The following is a 21,018-nucleotide window of genomic DNA, read 5'->3' as shown; positions in this document are numbered from 1 at the left end:
CCATGGCGCAGAAAGAAACATTATCATCCCTCACCCACGGAAACTTTGCAAAAGAGCTGTCTATTGCGGATGGAAAAATGCCTCCCAATGCAGTAGATTTCGAGAGACTGGTTATCGGAACTTTTTTGATTGACAAAAAAGGCCTTGACCACTCCATCGACCTTCTTACCTCGGAAGTATTTTATGATCCCAGACATCAGGTGATTTTTTCTTCCATTTTAAAGCTGTATGAGGGCAACCATCCGGTAGATTTAATGACGATCATCCAGGATTTAAAGAAAGAAGATAAGCTCTCACAGGCAGGAGGTGACCATTATATCATCGATCTGACCATGGGAGTAAGCTCCTCTGCGCATATTGAATACCATGTGCGTGTTATTCTTGAAAAATATATCTTAAGAAGCCTCATTAATGTTTCTGCCAATGTAATTGATTCTTCTTATAAGGAATCTACTGACGTTTTCGAACTCTTAGACAAAGCCGAGCAGTCTTTTTTTGAAATCACCAACGGAACGATCAAAAAAGGATTTGACACAGCCAATTCTTTGGTAAAGCAAGCGATCGACACCATCAAATCTTTGAAAGACAAACAGGGCCTTTCGGGTGTACCTTCCGGGTTCAGAGATATAGATAAGGAAACCGGAGGCTGGCAAAATTCCGACCTCATCATTATTGCCGCACGTCCCGCAATGGGTAAAACGGCATTCCTCCTTTCTATGGCAAGGAATATCGCTGTAGGTCACAAAATTCCTATGGCACTGTTCTCTCTCGAGATGGCCTCTGTACAGCTGATCACCAGGATGATTGCGTCTGAGACCAAAATTTCATCAGAAAAACTCAGAAAGGGAACGCTTGATGACGAAGAATGGCAAAGACTGTTCTCTAATGTCTCGGAGCTGGAAAACGCCCCTTTATATATTGATGAAACACCTTCCCTTTCGATATTTGACTTTCGTGCAAAGTGCCGAAGACTGGTCATGCAGCACGGGGTAAGAATTATCATGGTCGATTATCTTCAGCTGATGACCGCCGGCAGCAGTGGAAAGGGAGCTGGAAATCGTGAGCAGGAAATTTCCATGATTTCCCGTTCATTAAAAGCAATTGCTAAAGAACTTAATGTTCCGGTCATCGCACTTTCCCAGCTTTCGCGTAGTGTGGAGACCCGTCCCGGGAAAAGGCCTCAGCTTTCTGACCTGAGAGAATCCGGAGCGATCGAGCAGGATGCGGATATTGTATCTTTCATCTTCAGACCGGAATACTATAAGATCACTGTATGGGATAATGATGATGAGGGACAGGAAACCTCTACAGAAAATCAGGCTGAGCTGATTATCGCCAAACACAGGAACGGAGCTACGGCAGATGTAAGATTATCTTTCTTAAAACATTTTGCAAAATTCGGCGATATTGAAGCAGCTTTCGACGGAGGCGCAGGAGGTGGATATCCTTCCAGCTTTGGTGAAACGAGTGGGTTTGATAAAATCAAAACAACCATCCAGCCGGGCGCGGCATTTGACCTGCCGGACAGTTCAAAACTTTCTGGTTCATCGATGAATGATTTTGATGACGATGATGATTTTCCATTTTAAACAGCTGACCTCAGATACAGCTTCATAATTCAATTTTATACAGAAAGGTTTGAGAATCGAAATTTATACCGATGGTGCCTGCAGCGGAAATCCCGGAAAAGGAGGATATGGAATTCTCATGCGTGTTCCCGAAAAAAACTATCAGAAAACTTTTTCCAAAGGATTCCGGAAAACTACCAACAACAGGATGGAGCTTCTCGCCGTTATCACGGCTCTGGAAAAACTGAAATCTACCGAAAATGAGATCCACGTGTACACTGACAGCAAATACGTATCTGACGCAATCAATCAGAAATGGATTGCAGGATGGATCAAGCGAGGCTGGAAAAACGTAAAAAACCCTGATCTCTGGAAGAAGTTTGTTGAACTCTATAACCAGCATACTCCCAAAATGCACTGGATAAAAGGACATGCCGGACATTTCGAAAACGAACTCTGTGATAAATTAGCCGTTGCCGCTGCCGCATCACCGAATCTGGAGGTAGATACTTACTTCGAATCACTGGAAAATAATTCGCTTTTTTAAATTAACACAAATTCACTTTTCGCAATACAATATTCATTAGTCTATCATAATTAATGATTTTTTTTGAAAAAAAATTGAAATTTTTAACAAAATTAACATTAAATACATATTTATTTATTAGGATTTAATATATTTACAAGGAATTAATAATCCCAATTCAATGAATAAAAATTTACTGTTTTATTTTTCATTTGTATTGCTTTGCCTTTCGGGGAAATTCTACGCCCAAACGTATCAGCTTACCGGCAACCCGGTCACGACTACCGGCTGGACATTAGTTTCACCAGCACAGGTAAATACTGATTTTATTCAAATTACTCCGGATACCAACGACCAGTCCGGATCTATCAGGCTCAACGATCCCATAAACTTAAAATACTGTGATAAATGGAGAGTAGAATTTGATTTTAGAATGGACTCCAACCAATCCTATAACGGGGACGGAATCGCCTTTTGGTATCTGGCCAATCCACCAGTTGCCAGCGTATTGGGCTCCGGACTCGGAGTTTCACAAAATGCTGTAGGATTTATCGTGGGATTTGACACTTACAATAATACTACATCTACCACCATGAGTAAGGTACATGTGGCTTACGGGCAGGTTCCCAACACTACAGACAACAACAATGTAGAGTTCTTTAATGTTCCCGGAAGCTCTTTCCACTCCCCGGACCTGAATAGCACACAACCTTTTCAGGGCACCACTTTTAAACATGTGGAAGTAACAGCAGAAGTAGACCCGGCAGCTCCCACCAACTGGATTGTGAAAATCACTATGGATGGCACGGTCATCTGTAACCAGTCATTTGCTCCTTCAGGCACAGCTGCAGCCATGACGGTAGGATATTTTGGGTTTTCAGCCTCTACAGGCGGGGCAAGATCAAGGCATTCTATTAAGAATGTAAAAATTTATACTGATAAAGTTCCTATTTTACAAAACTCGGCTACACAATCCTTCTGTCCCAATCCGTCCACCGGTTATGGAACAGTGAACCTGACATCTTTTAATTCTCAGTTTGTCAGCAACCTCAGCAATTATACTTTCACCTATTATCCATTGGGCAGCACTACTCCCATCGCCAATCCCACCAACTATCAGTTTAACGCGAATACAACCGTAACTGTTGTTGTAAAAGACAACGCCGGGATACTCTGCGATAATCCTGACGGGCAGATCCAGCTCGTCCTGGCACCGTTCACAGCGGAAGACAAAACCCTCACAGAATGTAACAATAACAAAGCAGGTACTGCTACTTTTAATCTTACTTCCGCGGCCGTCAGCAATGTTCCGGGGATTGTCAAAAAATATTATAAAACATTAAATGACCTGAATGCAGGCACTAATGAGATTCTCTATCCGGATAATTATATATCTGCTCCGGGGGTTGTATATGTAAAAGTAACCACCCCGCAAGGGTGTGGGGGAACAGCGAAGATTACACTTGCCTTCCATCCCGAAACACCTGTAAGAGAAGCAACCCTGAGATCATGTTTTATTGAAAATAATATTTCAAATGCTGTTTTTGACCTGACAACAGCAGATGTCACTTCATTAACGACCGGAGTTACCAAAAAATACTATACCTCTGTCAATAACGCATTAACCGGCACGAATCCAATTTTGGACCCTCTGCAGTATATGTCCACAACCACTGCAGTGTATGTAAAAGTAACGGATGCCAACGGATGTTTCGATATTGCGAAAATCAACCTTATCGTTCTTCCCCCTGTCAGATCTGCTATTCTTAAAGATAAAACGATTTGCATCGGAGAGAGAACAGTCCTGGATGCAGGCACTGGTTTTGACGGATACGAATGGAGCACGGGAGAAACAACTCAAGAGATCAAAGATATTGGAGTAGGATCTTACTGGGTGAAACTGAAAACAGGAAACTGTATTACGACTCAAATAGTAAAAGTACTGGCCTCTCCGAACCCGGTTATTTCAAGTATTGACATTCACAATAATACCATTACCGTAAACACTGCCGGCGGAACTCCACCCTATCAGTACTCATTGGACGGAGCCAACTGGCAGGATTCCAACACATTCACAGGCCTTGCACGAGGAGAGGTAAGAGTTTTTGTAAAAGATTTTTACAACTGTACTCCCGTTGAAGTTCAGATTACCGTACCTAATCTGGTAAACGCCATTACTCCAAACGGTGACAACGTAAACGATTTTATAGATTATTCTGCACTGGCCTATAAGAAAAATCTGGTCTTCACCGTGTATGACCGGTATGGCAATAAGCTCTATGAAGCCAACAAAACCAGAAACTTTACCTGGGATGGAAAAGCTTCGGGAAAAAGAATCGTTACCGGAACCTATTGGTACACCATTTCATGGAATGAAAACAACAAGAACAATACGGAAACCAAGTATTCCGGCTGGGTATTGGTAAAAAACAGAGAATAATATTTTAATATCAAAAAAAACTCCTGAGGCAGCCTCAGTTTTCATGATGACGAAATCCTTATTTTTATTAAGAATAAAAAAAACATTTTCAATGATTCAGCAGTAACAGTATCATATAAACAACAACATCATAATCCAATCACTATGAAAAAAAATATACTCTTTTTTTTATTGGTAACCTTGGTATGCCTGCCTCATAAGGCATTCTCTCAAACCTATCAGCTAACTGGAAACCCTGTTAACACCACAGGATGGGATCTTGTTTCTGATGCCATTGTAAGCACAGATTTTATAAGGCTTACAACGGATCAGACAAGTAGATACGGCGCTATCAAATTAGCAACGCCTATTACCTTAAGCTACTGTGATAAATGGAAGGTCGAATTTGATTTCAGAATCGACGGGAACGGAACGACCCAATTTGGAAGAGGAGACGGATTCACCTTCTGGTATCTGGCCAATCCACCTACAGGCTTCGTATCAGGTGGAGGACTGGGAATTCCGGCTAATGCTTCTGGGCTCATGGTTGGCTTCGACATCTTCAACAACACCACAGAAGGCCAGATGAGTAAAGTGCATGTTTTATATGGGACCAACAATACCGCGGGCAATAATATAGAATACAATAATACTCCCGGAAGCACCTTTCATTCTCCCGACCTGATTACCACTCAGCCTTTCGTAGGAGACACGTATAAGCACGTGGAAGTAAATGGTGAAACAGACCTTTCAAACCCTACTAACTGGATCATCAAAATAAGAATAGACGGGGTACTGATCGCCGACCAGTCTTTTGCTCCGTCAGGCGGTGCCGTAGGAATGACACAGGGATATTTTGGTTTTTCGGCTGCAACAGGAGGTGCAAGTGCCAGACATTCGATTAAAAATGCAAAGGTATTTGTAGACAAAGTGCCTATTCTAAGCAATACGATCACCCCATTTGTGTGTACCAACCCTGCCACAGGAAACGGTGTTGTGGATCTTACCTCATACAACTCACAGTTCGTTAACAACCCGGGGAATTATATTTTCACCTATTATCTGCTGGGAAGCTCCACTCCTATTGCCAATCCTACCAGTTTTCAATATTCAGGAAATACAACTATTAAAGTGGTCATCAAAGACCCGACATCCACCCTTTGTGATAATGGAGACGGTGTAATCCAGCTGGATCCTACGCCTTTCGCCGCAGAGGATGCAAGCCTCACAGGTTGTAATAACAACAACGCCGGAACGGCAACTTTCGATCTCAATGATGCAGCGGTTACTACATTACCTGGAGTAATCAAAGAATTTTACCCTACTTTATCCGACCTGAATGCAGGGACCAATCAAATCACGAATCCTACCGCTTATGCTTCCGGGGCAGCAACAATTTATGTACGGGTAACCACTGCGCAGGGATGTGTAAGCACGGCTAAAATTACACTGAACATCCATCCTGTAGTGGTTGTTAACGACACCGAAATAAGATCATGTTTCCTGGAAGCAAATCCTTCGTTGGCATCCTTTAATCTTACAACAGCGATTGTATCACAGGGAGGCTTAACAAAGAAATACTATCCATCATTAACAGACGCAATTGACGACACCAATGAAATTACCAATGCTTCAGCATACACTGCTCCGTCCGGCGTAGTCTATATAAAGGTATTCAATTCAAACGGATGTTACGCGATTGCTAAAGTTACCTTAACCGTTCTAGCTCCTGTATTTTCCAGAGTACTGACTGACCAGACCATCTGTATGGAAAGCAAAACTACATTGGATGCCGGCCCCGGCTTCAAAAGCTATGAATGGAGTACAGGCGCCACTACACAATCTATCAGCAATGTGGGAGTGGGTACTTATTGGGTAAAGCTTAAGACCGGGGAATGCGTGAGTCTTCAGACCGTAACTATATATGCGGCGGAAAACCCTGTAGTGAGCAATATTGACATTTCAGGAAACAAAGTCACCGTTTATGTAAAAGGAGGAACCCCTCCTTATCAGTATTCAATGGATAATATCAACTGGCAGGACTCCAATATCTTCACCAATGTAGCCAGAGGTGAGACTAAAGTCTTTGTAAGGGACAGCTATAACTGTATTCCTATTGAAATCAACATCACGGTACCTAATCTTGTTAATGTTATAACCCCTAATGATGACGGAATTAATGACGCCATTGATTATTCTGCCCTGGCCAACAAAAGAGGACTGGAAATCAATATTTATGATAGATATGGAGCTCAGATCTTCAGAGCAGACCAATCCAACAGATACCGGTGGGACGGAACTGCCAACGGAAGAAGAGTTCCTACAGGCAACTACTGGTATTCAATATCATGGAATGAAAACAACACAAAGAATACACCGGTTAAATTCTCGGGCTGGATTATCGTAAAAAACAGAGACTAATCACTTCAACATTTATATTTTCAAAATCACTTCGTTTGACGGGGTGATTTTTTTGCATGATTAACAAGGATATATTTCATAGCAAAGGGCCCTTTATTCATATTCAATCCTTAAATTTGTGCTATGAATTATTTGGAAGCCTTAAGCAGAAGATATTCTGTAAAGAAATTTAATAATCAAATCATTCCTCAGGAAATCCTTCACAACATTCTTGAGTCAGGTAAGCTGTCTGCCAGTTCTCTGGGACTTCAGCCGTATAAGATCATCATTGTTGAAAGTGAAGAAATGAAGCAGAAACTGATTCCGGCTTTTTATAATCCATCACAGATATCTACCTGCTCTCATCTCATTGTGATCATTTCGAAAAAAACAATTGAGGAGAATTACATCAGGGGCTATTTTACTCATATTTCTGAGGTACGGGAAACTCCCATGGAGAATCTGGATCCGTTCAGAAACAGTATCAATCAGCACATCAATCAAAAAACACAGGATGAGATTTTCAACTGGGCAGAAAAGCAGTCTTATATCGTACTGGCCAATCTGATGTATGCCGCAGCCATTGAAAATATAGATTCGTGTCCTATGGAAGGCTTCCGCCAGGAACTTATAGAAGAGATTCTGGACATCAACCCCGAAACAGAAAAAGTAACCGTCACCCTCGCTTTAGGCTACCGCTCTGAAGAAGATTACTTCCAGCACATGAAAAAAGTAAGAAAACCAAACGAAAAATTGTTTAAATTTATTTAATCTTTTAAACGATTGTACCTAAAGCAAGCCTATGATAAAAGCGGATGTATTAGTAATCGGTTCCGGTATTTCCGGACTTTCCTATGCCATTAAAGTTTCTGAACAGCTCCCTGATGCCAAAATCATTATTGTAACAAAATCTGATGAGGACGAAAGCAATACAAAGTATGCGCAGGGCGGTCTCGCTGTAGTCACAGATTTTCAAAATGATAATTTTGAGAAGCATATTGAAGATACCATGCGTGCCGGAGACGGAGAAAACAAACGCGATGTAGTGGAAATGGTGGTACGGGAAGCCCCGACGAGATTCAAAGAAATTGTGGAATGGGGGGCCCAGTTTGATATGAAAAACGGCAAATTTGCTTTAGGAAGAGAAGGCGGCCATACAGAGAACAGAATCGTTCATCATAAAGACATCACCGGTTTTGAGATAGAAAGAGCCTTGCTGGAAACAGCTAACAGCAGCCCGAATATAGAAATTCTGGACCATCATTATGTCATTGATATTATTACCCAGCATCATGTTCCCGGTAAAGAACTCAATGAAGGCGATATTCACTGCTACGGAGCCTATATCCTGGATGAAAATTCCAGAATGATCAAGAAAATCACCTCTAAAATAACACTGGTAGCGACCGGCGGAGCTGGTCATGTATACAAAAACACAACTAACCCTACCATTGCCACCGGAGATGGAATAGCCTTTGTAGCCCGCGCTAAGGGAAATGTTTCCAATATGCAATATTATCAGTTTCACCCCACGGCTCTTTATAATAAGATCGATGGGATGCTGTTTCTTATTTCTGAAGCGGTACGCGGTGATGGTGCCAAATTAAGGACCAAAAGAGGTGAAAAATTCATGCAGAAATATGATGAGCGCGAAGAGCTCGCCTCACGTGATATTGTAGCCAGGGCAATAGACAATGAAATGAAAATCTCAGGTGATGAATATGTCGGCCTAGACTGCCGCGAGATGAACCGGGAGAAATTTCTTGAACACTTCCCTAATATTTATAAAAAGTGCAAAGATGAAGGTATTGATCCCTTTACCCAGCTGATTCCCGTGGTTCCTGCCTGCCACTATCTGATGGGTGGTATTGAAGTGGACAGAGACGGACAGTCTTCCATCAGAAATCTTTTCGCCGTGGGAGAATGTACGAATTCCGGACTGCACGGAGCCAACAGGCTCGCGTCAAATTCACTTCTTGAAGGACTTGTTTTTGGCCATAATGCTGCCATGAAAACGGTAGAGCTGCTTCATGAGAACAACTTCAACTTTGATGACCTGAAAGCCGTCCCGGAGTGGAATGAAGAAGGAATGAAAATAATGGATGAGATGGTCATTGTCAGCTATCTCAGAAAACAGCTTCAGGAAATGATGAGCGACCTTGTCGGAATTGTAAGAAGCAACAAACGCTTGAGCATGGCACTACAGAAACATCAGGAAATTGCTGCGGCGGTAGATGAAATTTACCACTACTCTATCCTTTCGCCTCAATTATCAGAATTAAGAAACCTTACCACCGTTGCTTACCTTATCATCACCCAGTCTATGGAAATGAAAGAAAACAGAGGTGCATTTTATAATAAAGATCTAGCCTAAAATATCCCAATGAAAAGACCAAGCTACGCCACAGACAAAGCATTAAAAATATTTATAAACAATGCTTTAGAAGAAGACATCCAAGATGGAGATCACTCTACCCTGTCTACAATTCCCAAAGATCTGGAACAAAGCGCCAAACTGCTGGTAAAACAGGATTGCATTCTGGCCGGCGTTGAATTGGCAGAAATTATCTTTAAAACTTTTGATAAAAACTTAAAAGTGGAGACTTTTCTCAAGGATGGAAATATGGCGAAGGTAGGAGATATTGCATTTATTGTAACCGGTAGTGCAAGATCAATTCTCTCTACGGAAAGACTGATCCTTAACTGCATGCAGCGAATGAGCGGTATTGCCACTCTTACCCACGAATGGGACTCCAGGCTGGTAGGAACAAAAACAAAGCTTTTGGATACCAGAAAAACAACCCCTAATTTCAGGGTATGTGAAAAATGGGCAGTCGCTATTGGCGGTGGAACCAACCACAGATATGGTCTTTATGATATGATCATGCTTAAAGACAATCATATTGATTACAATGGAAGCATTACAAATGCAGTAAAAATGGCGAAAGACTATGTTAAAAAGAACAAAAAAAAGTTAAAAATAGAGGTTGAAACGAGAAACCTGGAAGAAGTTCAGGAAGCCATCAATGCAAAAGTTGACAGGATCATGCTTGATAATATGAATGTCAAAATGATGAAACAGGCCGTACAGATGATTAACGGCACCTGTGAGTCGGAAGCATCCGGAGGAATTACCCGGGATATGTTGAAAGAAATTGCTACTACAGGGGTTACTTTCATCTCTGCGGGGGCCCTTACCCATTCGGCTGAGAATATCGATTTGAGTCTCAAAGCGGTGAAATAGCGTTGTATATTTAATAATAAGACCCCTACTTTGTTAAAAATTCAATAACATGACTTTTTTCATACAAAAATTCAATTTTTATTTAGATTATTGAAAATCAAATACTTGATATTATTAAGACTGATTAAAAATTAACATTCAGTTAATAATAGTTAAATTTAATTTTGCGAATTTTGCAGAAAATTAAATCTAACTATTACTAACGATTATGAAATTAATCAACAAATCGATACTAACTGCGGTTATTACTTTATCTACAGCTAGTGTTTATTATGCTCAGCAAGTTCAGGATACAGCGAAAGCTCAATCCAAAGACATTGAAGAGGTAATCCTAAAAGGTGTAACAGATATCGCTAAAGATAGAAAGACACCAGTAGCAGTTTCTACGATCAAAGCAGCACAGATTCTTGAAAGACAAGGAAACCAGGAGCTTGTAGAAATGCTAAACACAACACCATCCGTATACGCTACGAAAGGTGGTGGTGGTTTCGGAGATTCTCAGCTTACTATGCGTGGTTTTGAATCAAGAAACATCGCTGTAATGGTAAACGGTATGCCTGTAAATGACATGGAAGGGGGTACTGTATACATGTCAAACTGGACTGGATTATCAGATGTAACCAGTACAATGCAGGTACAGAGAGGACTTGGTTCTTCCAAATTAGCCATTGCTTCGGTAGGAGGTACTATGAACTTCCTTACCCGTTCAGCAGACATGAAGCAAGGGGGAGCCGTGAGATTAGGTATCGGTAATAACGATTTCTTAAAAACTTCATTCGCTTACAACACCGGTAAGTCTGAAAACGGATGGGCTGCTTCATTCTTAATGGCAAGACAGGCAGGAGCTACTTATGTACAAAATACAGACTATGAATCATATACTTATTTCTTTGCATTAGGGTATCAGCCAAGTGCCAAGCATAATCTACAGTTTATGATGACGTCTTCTCCACAATGGCATGACCAGAGATCATATGCTCCGACTTTAGGTAACTATATCTATTACAATCCTGATAAAGACGGTACTCCTTACAGACCTTATAACTCTGACTATGGATACTATACTTCAGCAGACGGAAGAAGAACGAACATTGCCAATGCAATGAACTACTATTCAAAGCCTGTGATGATGTTGAACTGGGACTGGACAATTAACGATAAATCTACTTTGAGTACTGTTGCCTACATGTCTAATGGACGTGGTGGTGGCGCCAGAAACCAAGGTAGAGTGGGTGGTAAATCTATTACAGATCCAAGCTTCATCGACGCAGAAGGACACTATAACTATAACTCCATTTTCGCAGCCAATGCAGCAGTAACACCAACTGTTGGTGTAGCAGGAAATACTTTGGTTCGTAGCTCAAGTGTAAACTCTCACAACTGGTACGGGATCTTAATGAACTTCCAGCACAAGATCAATGATAACTGGAACTTCTCCGTAGGTACTGATGACAGATATTACTACGGATACCACTATCAGGTAGTTTCTGATCTGTATGGAGCTTCAGGATACACCGACAGCTTCAACAAAAACCTACCTACAAATAATATTGTTCGTAACACCTACGACTACCAGAAGTTAAACTGGAATCCTTTCGGAGGTGCCAATGCTCCAATGGAGGATAGAATTGCATTCAGTAATGACGGTGAGGTTTTATGGTATAGTGGTTTTGGACAGGTAGAATATTCTACTGAAAAATTGACTGCTTATGTTCAGGGATCCGTGTCTAACCAGGGATACCAAAGAATTGATGACTTTATAAAGCCAGGATCCACTCAACAGGGACAAACGGTAGACAGAAAAACTGGATTTAAAAACCTATTTGGTTATAACATTAAAGGGGGAGCCAACTATAATTTCGATGCTAGCAATAACGTATTCGCCAACATCGGCTATTACAGCAAGCAACCTTTAATGAGTGCTGTTTATCCAAGTAACCAGCAGGTAGTTAACCCTAACTTGACCAATGAAAAAATCTTCTCTGTTGAATTAGGTTATGGATTCAAAACAGCAAATTTCAATGCAAAAGTTAACGTATACAGAACGGAGTGGAAAGACAGATGGTTCAGAAGAGGAGGAGTAGATTTCGGGGACGGAATCAGAGGATATTCTGAAATCAGTGGAATTACCCAACTTCACCAGGGTATTGAAGCGGAAGCGGTGTACAAAATCAACAGATTTGTAGAATTACAAGGGATGTACTCTTGGGGAGATTACAAATATAAAGGAAATGCTTCCGGAGCCAATTTCCAGGATGACAATACTCCAATTGAAACTAATGGATCCAATACGTCAACACTTTACCTGGATAAGGTAAATGTAGGAGGTACCAACAACAGTGTTCCGCAAACTACCGCTTCATTGGGAGCAACCATCACTCCGGTAACAGATCTTAGAATCTACGGTAACTGGCAGTATGTTGGAAAAGTATATTCAGCAATGAATGTTAATGACTTTTTAAAGCCAGGAAATGAAGCTTTAAAATTACCTGACTTCAACTTAGTTAACGTAGGAGCCTCTTACAAGATTAAGCTGAGAAACGAAAGTCAATATTTCACAATTGGTGTAAATGTTTATAACCTGTTTGACACATCGTACATTCAGGATGGAGTAACCAACATCAAAACGACTGATAAGATCAACAATTCAAAAGACCCTGATAACGGTAAAACTTATGAAGAAGCTGGAAGAGTCTACAATGGTATTGCTGACGGAAACAGAGTATTCTTCGGATTCGGAAGAACTTGGTCAACAACATTATCATTCAACTTCTAATACGATCATAATATTAGATTTTATAAATATGAATCCCGGCTTTGAGCCGGGATTTTTGTTATCTTTGTGTACAAAAAAATAGAAAGTATGGATTTTTACGGAATTTTGAAAAGTGCCCACAAAGGATTCGGGTATCTTGAGCTTCTTTTGGTAGCATTATTTATCATTGCCCTTTTGACTACCATGTTCGGTTTCAGCGGGAAAGTGAACAAGTTTTTAAAGAAAACTACCCTGTTCACCATGATCTTCTTCCACGTTCAGTTCTTATTGGGAATCATTATGTTGGTTATCAATTTCACAAAAGGAATGGATATGGGTTCAGTAATGAAAAATGCAGATTTGAGATTCCAATATGTTGAACATCCATTTTCTATGCTTATTGCAGCGGTACTAATGACGATTGTCAACAAAAAAGTAAAATCCAATGATACCATTTCTCTTGCGGTGGTCATTATGGGACTAATTGCAGTAGGTTTATTTGCATTTGCGTTCCCATGGGCAAAAGTATTTGCGGGAGCTTAAAAACAGATAAAGAAATTATACATTATGCGTTATAATTTATAAATAGTTTAATCTTAAATTTTTAATTAAATCAATGAAAGTAGCTGTAGTAGGTTCAACAGGAATGGTTGGACAAGTTATGCTTAAAGTTTTGGAGGAGAGAAACTTCCCTGTAACAGAGTTAATTCCGGTAGCATCCGAAAAATCTGTAGGCAAGAAGGTGAAGTATAAACAGAAGGAATTTACGATTGTGAGCATGAAGGACGCTATAGCTGCCAAACCGGATATTGCGATCTTCTCTGCCGGAGGATCTACTTCTCTTGAATTCGCTCCTTTATTTGCAGAGGTGGGAACCACGGTGATCGACAATTCTTCTGCATGGAGAATGGATCCCGACAAGAAATTAATTGTTCCTGAGATCAATGCTGATGTTTTAACCAATGAAGACAAGATCATTGCAAATCCGAATTGTTCTACCATTCAGTTGGTAATGGTTTTAGGACCATTGAACAAAAAATATGATTTAAAAAGAGTCATCGTTTCCACGTACCAATCCGTAACAGGGACCGGTAAAGCTGCCGTAGACCAGTTGAATGGGGAAATTAGCGGAAATGATGCTGCAAAAGTATATCCGTATCAGATTTTCAAAAATGCATTACCTCATTGTGATGTATTTGCGGATGATGATTATACGAAAGAAGAAATCAAATTGATGAAAGAACCTAAAAAGATTTTAGGGGACGACACATTCAATCTGACTGCCACTGCGGTGAGAGTTCCTGTTCAGGGTGGTCACTCGGAAAGTGTGAACATCGAATTTGAAAATGAATTTGAACTGGATGAAGTAAGAAAAATCTTATCTGAAACTCCCGGAGTCGTGGTTATGGATGATGTGAAAAATAACCATTACCCGATGCCGCTATACTCGGAAGGAAAAGATGAAGTTTTCGTAGGAAGGATAAGAAGAGACCTTTCACAGCCCAAGACGCTCAACCTCTGGATCGTAGCAGATAATCTGCGGAAAGGAGCAGCAACGAACGCTGTACAAATTGCAGAATACCTTGTAGCAAACAACTTAGTATAAACTAACAAATAAAAAAGAGTCTCAGAATTGAGATTCTTTTTTTTATCAAACACATTATGAACAGCCAGAAGAATACCCATAAAGATAAGATAGGATTCCAAAAGCTTATTGCCGCCTTTGGAGTGATCCTTTTCATCGGAAAGATCATCGCATGGAAGCTGACCAACTCTGATGCCGTATTTTCCGACGCTATGGAAAGCATCGTGAATGTCATCAGTGCATTTATGGGACTTTACTCCCTCCACCTTGCTGCCAAACCCAAAGATGACGACCATCCTTATGGCCATGGGAAAGTGGAATTTGTAACTTCAGGGATTGAAGGGGCCCTGATCGCCATTGCGGGTATTATGATTATTTACGAAGGAATTCACAGTCTTATCGTAGGGAAAACACTTAGCAAGATCGATCTCGGAATATGGATTATTGCAGCCACCGCGGTCATCAATTACCTGTTGGGATATATTTCGATCAAAAAAGGAGAAAAAGAAAATTCGCTGGTTCTCATATCATCCGGAAAACATCTCCAGTCCGATACCATTACCACTCTGGGAGTGGTAGGGAGTCTGATCGTGGTATACTTTACAAAAATTTATTGGCTGGATTCTGCTGTGGCTCTGGTATTTGGATGTTATATCATATTTATAGGCTACAAAATCGTCCGTAAATCATTGAGCGGTATCATGGACGAACAGGATCCGGAAATACTCAATCAGATTATCAGAATTCTTGAAGAAAACAGACGAACAGAATGGATTGATGTACATAATATGAAAATCCAGCAATTCGGATCTTCACTCCATATTGACGCTCATATTACGCTTCCATGGTATTACAGCCTTCGGGATGCCCATAATGAAATGGAAAAAGTGATTCTCCTTCTGGCTAAAAATATCAATCGCAGCATCGAATTCAATTTTCATATGGATGACTGCAAGCCGATCTCATGCCCTGTATGCCAGATCAAAGACTGCCCCGTACGCGAAAAAGACTTTGTGAAAAGGGTAAAATGGACCCCGGAAAATGTCACCAGTGTGGATAAACATACAGTAGATTAACTGAAAGTTTACAAAAAAGGAATCAATGCTTTGCGACTAATTCACTTCTCCCCCATCATCTTCTTCCTGTAATAAAAAAGCGGAACAATCAACAGAATGATCAAAGGTTGAATCACAAACCGTCTCATATAAAAGGAGAAAAGATATCCTATGCTGAAATGATCATAAATACAGTACAGATAGATGGGAAACGTAATGACAAATATAATGGTGATCATCACAGCACCCTGCAAAGTCCATTGTCTGTTTTTGAATAGACCATGAATAACCATGCAGGAAAATCCCAGATTTAAAACAAATCTGAAAAGATGACCGGCAATAAGCTTTCCCCATTCAAAAGAAGGAAATTCAATATTTTTATTAGCTTCGTGGAAATAGGTAAGAAAAGGATCATAAAAAATCGTTTCCTCAACGGCCCGTACACCGATAAGACCACAAATTCCACCAATGACAAGAAGCCCGTTAACTATTCTCATTTTTTAAAGCAAAGAATTTAATCCAGATCAGCCAGAGCACAACCACACTTCCATAAATAATAGCAGGAAAAATAAAATTATGAAACATTTTACCATATTCCTTATGATCAGACATAACCATATTTAACCCTATGATTCTTAGCAGGTTCATCACATACAGCAAAACCAGACCTGCCCCTACAAAAATAAAAGTCTTTGCGCCTTTATAAAATGCAAAAACAAAAGATACAAAAAGAATGATCACAGAAACTGCATTGCAGCCTTCCACCATTCTCGTTACATACTGTTTCTTTACATAGAACCAAACCTGCTCATTTTTCACGTCATCATAGAGTCTTGTTGGAAAACCCAGCACATTCTGTAGATCACTTACCTGATTGGCGATTAATCTGGAAAAAGAATCCAGACCCCCATCTTTACTGGTATTCAGATAATACTGATACGCAAAAAGCAGCACCACATAAATGATGATGAAACGGAGTAAAATTCCTAAAACCGGCTTAAAGTCCTTTAGCATAATTGTACAAAGATAAAAATTAGACTGTAAACTGCACTGATTTCGAATGAATAAAGCCCATATTTAAATCTCTAAAAAGGATAGCTGGCTTCAGACGTTCATTAATAGACAATAAATGCAAATAATGACCGTAAAAGGAGCCTCACAACAGCTTCTTACCTCTGAGATGATCGTTTAATCCTGAAATATTGACCTTCTGCTTCCAAATGGTGTTAAATTAGTATATTTGTTTTCATATTATGACTTCTGAAAACGCTAAACGATTTTTTGAAAACCGACTGGGGAAAAAATCTTCCGAATTCGTCACCTTGGCTCAAAGCGGCTCCGCCAGGATCAATTTTCTGGCTGCTGTTGATACTGAGAAATACATCATCACCTACAATGAAAATATCGCGGAAAATGAATGCTTTCTCTATTATTCCGAAGTGTTTACAGGACTCGGTCTGAATACTCCGGGTGTTCTTAGCGTTTCAGATGACAGAAAAATGTATATCCAGGAATTTTTGGGGGCAGAGACTCTTTCTGAAGTGATTGCCAAGGAGCAGGTTTCTTCCCGTGTACAAGAACTCGTACAACAGACATTGCAAAAGCTTTTTATCCTACAGACCAAAACCGATGGCAAAATTGATTTCTCTAGAACTTTTGAATATGAAAGTTATGATGAACTTCCGGTAACCCATGACCTTTACTATTTCAAAAATTTTGTCGCTGATGTTTTGGAGCTGGAATACAACAAATCTACCCTCCTGAAAGAATTTAAAAAAATTGCTCTGATGGTAGAAAACCTGAAACCCACAGGAGTGATGATCCGGGATTTCCAGGCGAGGAATATCATGGTAAATGATCAAAATGAAGTATCCTTTATCGACTACCAGTCTGCAATGAAAGGTCCTTTAATGTATGATGTCATTTCCTTTCTCTTTCAGGCCAAAGCCGATTTTCCGGTAGATTTCAGGGATAAAATGCTAGAATTCTACATTCAACAATTTAGTGATGAGGAAATTAAAGATCAACTAAAAAACTCAGTGAAGCCAATGCAGATGATGCGGTTCCTTCAGGTATTAGGAGCTTATGGATTCCGAGGATTGATCCAGAGGAAGCAGCATTTCCTGGCAAGTCTTGAAAAAGGAATTCAAAATATCACCCAGTTCGCGGCTTCATGGGATCAGATGAACAATTACCCGGAATTGAATAAAGTGATCAGACAACTGACCTCTGAAAAGGTCAAATCAAAAATCGAAGAAATTTTAAGTTTAAACCATTAAGATCATATTAAGTTTTTAAGAATATTAAGATGATGACCAAGAAAGAAATCACACAACTTTCATATGAAATTACAGGTTTTGCCATTAAAGTCCATAAAATTCTTGGCCCAGGTCTTCTTGAAAGTGTTTATGAACAATGCTTAAAAATTGAACTCCTTAAAAATGGATATAATGTCAAACAGCAATTAGTCACTTCTATCAATTATGAAGGAGTTGAAATCGAAACAAAGCTTATTGTTGATCTTCTTGTCAATGACACCATAATTATAGAATTGAAAGCAGTAGAAGAACTATTGCCTATTCATGAAGCACAACTATTAACCTATATGAAGGTGCTTAAAAAGCCACAAGGTCTATTAATCAATTTTTTCACTAATAATATCACGAAATCATTAAAACCTTTTATCAACGAATATTTTAGAGAACTTCCTGACTAAATTTTGATTTATCAAAATCTTAACTTACCTTAAAAACTTAAAATACCTTAATGGTTAAAAAAAAATAAAAAAAGAAAATGTTACACATCGACATCCACAGTTTTTCATATAAAAAAGGAGGAATTCCCAAGGATCATTCAGGAAACGGAGGCGGATTTGCTTTCGACTGTCGCGGAATTCTAAACCCCGGAAGAATTGAAGAATATAAAATTCAGACCGGAAACGACATTGGAGTTCAGGAATATCTTGAGACTAAAACTGAAATGCCTCAATTTTTAGAACTGGTAAAATCTATCGTTTCCATTAATATTGATAACTACCTTGAGCGGGGATTTGAGAATTTGCAGATCAATTTCGGATGTACCGGAGGGCAGCACAGATCCGTTTATTCCGCTATAAAAATTGCAGAATTTATCCGGGACAAATATCCTGTAGGAACGGAAATAACCATTCACCATGATGAACAACCTCAGCTCAACACCCGTTCTCACTAAAAGACAATCAGTGATAATGCTTCCGTTATTACATTAATTCACATTACTTATTCCTACAACTATGAAGGCTTTAATTTTCGCCGCCGGAAAAGGCACAAGACTTAAACCATTTACAGATCAGCATCCCAAGGCGTTGGCCAAAGTAAATGAGATTCCACTTCTGGAAAGAAATATCATATACCTGAAAAGTTTTGGAATAAAGGATTTTGTAATCAATATTCACCATTTTGGAGAACAGATTACCGACTTCTTACATAAAAACGATAATTTCGGATGCAGGATTGAAATTTCGGATGAAACCAATGAGCTTTTGGAAACAGGAGGCGGCTTGATTTTTGCAAGAAAGTTTCTGGATCATGGAGAAGATTTTTTAATCATGAATGCTGATATTCTAACGGATATGAATATCAATGCATTGGTGGAATATCACAAAAAGATAAAAGATTTTGCTACTTTAGCAGTTTCGGACAGGGAAAGTTCAAGAAAACTCCTTTTCAATGATGATATGGTTTTGAGAGGCTGGCTGAATGTACAGACGGGTGAGCAGCGGCTTGCCGAATTCAACAAAGGATTCAAAGCATTAGCATTCAGTGGAATTCACTGTATCAATCCTGTCATTTTTGAAAAAATAAAAAGAAAAGGCAAATTTTCTGTTATGGAAGAATATCTCGATCTGATGCAAACCGAGCATATTCATGGTTTTGTACACGACAGCATACTGATTGACGTGGGAAGGCCGGAGTCTGTAACAGAAGCCGAAAAACATTTTAAATAAATTATGTAATGGAAATGGATGGAAAAAGGGATGAAAGTTTAGTGAATCCGGAATTTGACAATAACGAAACAAAACTACATAATAGTTTCAGACAGAAAACCTGGGACGAAACCATCACCAAAGACAGCTGGATGGTGTTTAAGGTGATGGCTGAATTTGTGGACGGCTATGAAAAACTGGCCAAGATCGGGCCATGTGTTTCTATATTCGGTTCCGCGCGCCTGAAGCCGGAAAGCGAGTATTATCAGATGGCTGTTGATATTGCTGAAAAGATCACAAAACTCGGTTTCGGCATTATTACCGGCGGCGGACCAGGAATTATGGAAGCAGGAAACAAAGGAGCCTTCAATGGTAAAGGAAGATCCATCGGACTTAATATTGATCTTCCGTTTGAACAGCATTTCAACCCGTACATCAATAAATCGTATTCGATGAATTTTGATTACTTTTTTGTAAGAAAAGTCATGTTTGTAAAATATTCCCAGGGCTTTGTGGTTATGCCGGGAGGTTTTGGTACTTTGGATGAACTTACAGAAGCTCTTACGTTGATTCAGACCAATAAAATTGGAAAATTTCCGATTGTTATGGTAGGGAGCGAATTCTGGGGAGGACTGTTGGATTGGTTCAAGGCAACTCTGCTAAGAGATGGAATGATTGCAGAAGATGATCTGGATCTTTATCGTGTGGTAGACACAGCTGATGAGGCTGTAGCGCATATTAAAGCTTTTTACGATAAGTATTCTGTGAATGTAAATTTTTAATTGGCATATTATTTGTGACTTATAACTAGCAAGAATGATTGTAAATCTATTAATTAAGATGAAAAAACTTTTATATATATCAGGAATTTTAACATTTTTTGTGTTAACGAGTTTTATGTATGTAGACTTTTTCTCTTCAATGACCAAAGTGGATTATATTGATGGAAGCAAGACATTGAAGTTTACCACAAAAATGAATACAAGCCATATCTCTGATGCCATAAAGATCAATCCAAATACAGCCGGATTTGAGGCAGAAGTAAAAAAATATGTGAACAATAATTTTGATGTATTTGTCAATGGTGCTGCCAAAACAATAACCTTCACAGGAAGTCAGGTAAGCGGAGAAACGGTATGGGTGTATTTTGAAACCGGCGGCGTTTCGGATATCAACACCTTAAAGATTAAAAATACGATCCTTTTAAGCGCTTTTCCTAAGCAGATCAATCTGGTGAACATTGCCTACAAAGGCAGCCAGAAAACAATGAACTTCCAGCGAGGAAAAGAAGTGAACGAGGTTTCTTTTTAAACGAAATTAGATTTAACCATTATAAATGGGTACCCCGGAAAGTTTGTCTTTCCGGGGTATTTTTTTGCTTAAAATCACCACAAAGAGATTAATCCGTAAAAACACCTACTGCGCAATTTCAGCATTTCCACTCTAAAAAACTTATGGGTAGCGATGTACATTTGTAGTGTAATTACAACATCAGAGTGAGA

General features: G+C 39.6%; 19 protein-coding genes. 17 read left to right on the top strand and 2 right to left on the bottom strand.

Features of this window, described 5'->3' with window-relative positions:
* The first annotated feature begins 2 nt into the window (after positions 1–2).
* The 11 genes from dnaB to DRF67_RS05090 all read left to right on the top strand — a co-directional run bounded on the left by dnaB (position 3) and on the right by DRF67_RS05090 (position 15,573).
* Entirely contained in the window at positions 3–1,589 is a 1,587-nt protein-coding gene (dnaB, locus tag DRF67_RS05140; protein WP_115927263.1) for a replicative DNA helicase, read from the top strand.
* 49 nt (positions 1,590–1,638) lie between these two features.
* A complete protein-coding gene (gene rnhA, locus DRF67_RS05135; RefSeq protein WP_115927262.1) occupies positions 1,639–2,115 on the top strand; it encodes a ribonuclease HI in 477 nt (158 codons plus the stop codon).
* A 160-nt stretch (positions 2,116–2,275) separates the two neighbouring features.
* A complete protein-coding gene (locus DRF67_RS05130; protein ID WP_115927261.1) occupies positions 2,276–4,534 on the top strand; it encodes a T9SS type B sorting domain-containing protein in 2,259 nt (752 codons plus the stop codon).
* Positions 4,535–4,678: 144 nt separating this feature from the next.
* Entirely contained in the window at positions 4,679–6,934 is a 2,256-nt protein-coding gene (locus DRF67_RS05125) for a T9SS type B sorting domain-containing protein (protein WP_115927260.1), read from the top strand.
* Positions 6,935–7,057: 123 nt separating this feature from the next.
* Complete coding sequence (locus DRF67_RS05120) at positions 7,058–7,684, top strand: NAD(P)H-dependent oxidoreductase (RefSeq protein ID WP_115927259.1); 627 nt, start codon at positions 7,058–7,060, stop codon at positions 7,682–7,684.
* A gap of 31 nt (positions 7,685–7,715) precedes the next feature.
* On the top strand, positions 7,716–9,287 hold the full coding sequence (gene nadB / locus DRF67_RS05115) for an L-aspartate oxidase (RefSeq protein WP_115927258.1): 1,572 nt from the start codon (positions 7,716–7,718) through the stop codon (positions 9,285–9,287).
* Between the two features lie 9 nt (positions 9,288–9,296).
* Complete coding sequence (gene nadC, locus DRF67_RS05110; RefSeq protein WP_115927257.1) at positions 9,297–10,157, top strand: carboxylating nicotinate-nucleotide diphosphorylase; 861 nt, start codon at positions 9,297–9,299, stop codon at positions 10,155–10,157.
* Between the two features lie 208 nt (positions 10,158–10,365).
* Complete coding sequence (locus tag DRF67_RS05105) at positions 10,366–12,933, top strand: TonB-dependent receptor (RefSeq protein ID WP_115927256.1); 2,568 nt, start codon at positions 10,366–10,368, stop codon at positions 12,931–12,933.
* A gap of 87 nt (positions 12,934–13,020) precedes the next feature.
* On the top strand, positions 13,021–13,455 hold the full coding sequence (locus DRF67_RS05100) for a hypothetical protein (protein ID WP_115927255.1): 435 nt from the start codon (positions 13,021–13,023) through the stop codon (positions 13,453–13,455).
* A gap of 73 nt (positions 13,456–13,528) precedes the next feature.
* Positions 13,529–14,518 carry an aspartate-semialdehyde dehydrogenase gene (locus tag DRF67_RS05095; protein WP_115927254.1) on the top strand — a complete coding sequence of 330 codons (990 nt, stop codon included), beginning with the start codon at positions 13,529–13,531 and terminating at the stop codon, positions 14,516–14,518.
* Positions 14,519–14,574: 56 nt separating this feature from the next.
* A complete protein-coding gene (locus tag DRF67_RS05090) occupies positions 14,575–15,573 on the top strand; it encodes a cation diffusion facilitator family transporter (RefSeq protein ID WP_115927253.1) in 999 nt (332 codons plus the stop codon).
* A 41-nt stretch (positions 15,574–15,614) separates the two neighbouring features.
* On the opposite strand, the gene DRF67_RS05085 is transcribed toward DRF67_RS05090, so the two are convergent.
* Both DRF67_RS05085 and xrtF read right to left on the bottom strand, forming a co-directional pair.
* Complete coding sequence (locus tag DRF67_RS05085) at positions 15,615–16,049, bottom strand: exosortase F system-associated membrane protein (RefSeq protein ID WP_115927252.1); 435 nt, start codon at positions 16,047–16,049, stop codon at positions 15,615–15,617.
* Positions 16,036–16,566: an exosortase family protein XrtF gene (gene xrtF / locus DRF67_RS05080; RefSeq protein ID WP_115927251.1), complete on the bottom strand. Its 531-nt coding sequence runs from the start codon at positions 16,564–16,566 to the stop codon at positions 16,036–16,038. The genes DRF67_RS05085 and xrtF overlap by 14 nt, the downstream gene beginning before the upstream one ends.
* 239 nt (positions 16,567–16,805) lie before the next feature.
* Between xrtF and DRF67_RS05075 the strand changes: the two genes are divergently transcribed.
* The 6 genes from DRF67_RS05075 to DRF67_RS05050 all read left to right on the top strand — a co-directional run bounded on the left by DRF67_RS05075 (position 16,806) and on the right by DRF67_RS05050 (position 20,827).
* Positions 16,806–17,831, top strand: a complete 1,026-nt coding sequence (locus DRF67_RS05075) for an aminoglycoside phosphotransferase family protein (protein ID WP_115927250.1) — start codon at positions 16,806–16,808, stop codon at positions 17,829–17,831.
* A 32-nt stretch (positions 17,832–17,863) separates the two neighbouring features.
* Positions 17,864–18,268, top strand: a complete 405-nt coding sequence (locus DRF67_RS05070) for a GxxExxY protein (RefSeq protein ID WP_115927464.1) — start codon at positions 17,864–17,866, stop codon at positions 18,266–18,268.
* 77 nt (positions 18,269–18,345) lie between these two features.
* A complete protein-coding gene (locus DRF67_RS05065; protein ID WP_115927249.1) occupies positions 18,346–18,762 on the top strand; it encodes a RapZ C-terminal domain-containing protein in 417 nt (138 codons plus the stop codon).
* Between the two features lie 61 nt (positions 18,763–18,823).
* The gene (locus DRF67_RS05060) at positions 18,824–19,537 is read left to right on the top strand and encodes a nucleotidyltransferase family protein (RefSeq protein ID WP_115927248.1); all 714 of its coding nucleotides are present in this window, start codon (positions 18,824–18,826) and stop codon (positions 19,535–19,537) included.
* An 8-nt stretch (positions 19,538–19,545) separates the two neighbouring features.
* Positions 19,546–20,298 carry an LOG family protein gene (locus tag DRF67_RS05055; RefSeq protein ID WP_115927247.1) on the top strand — a complete coding sequence of 251 codons (753 nt, stop codon included), beginning with the start codon at positions 19,546–19,548 and terminating at the stop codon, positions 20,296–20,298.
* A gap of 58 nt (positions 20,299–20,356) precedes the next feature.
* On the top strand, positions 20,357–20,827 hold the full coding sequence (locus DRF67_RS05050; RefSeq protein WP_228435738.1) for a DUF6702 family protein: 471 nt from the start codon (positions 20,357–20,359) through the stop codon (positions 20,825–20,827).
* Positions 20,828–21,018 lie beyond the last annotated feature (191 nt).

The sequence above is a fragment of the Chryseobacterium pennipullorum genome, assembly GCF_003384725.1.
Lineage (GTDB): Bacteria > Bacteroidota > Bacteroidia > Flavobacteriales > Weeksellaceae > Chryseobacterium > Chryseobacterium pennipullorum.
This window is presented reverse-complemented; position numbering and strand designations above follow the sequence as displayed.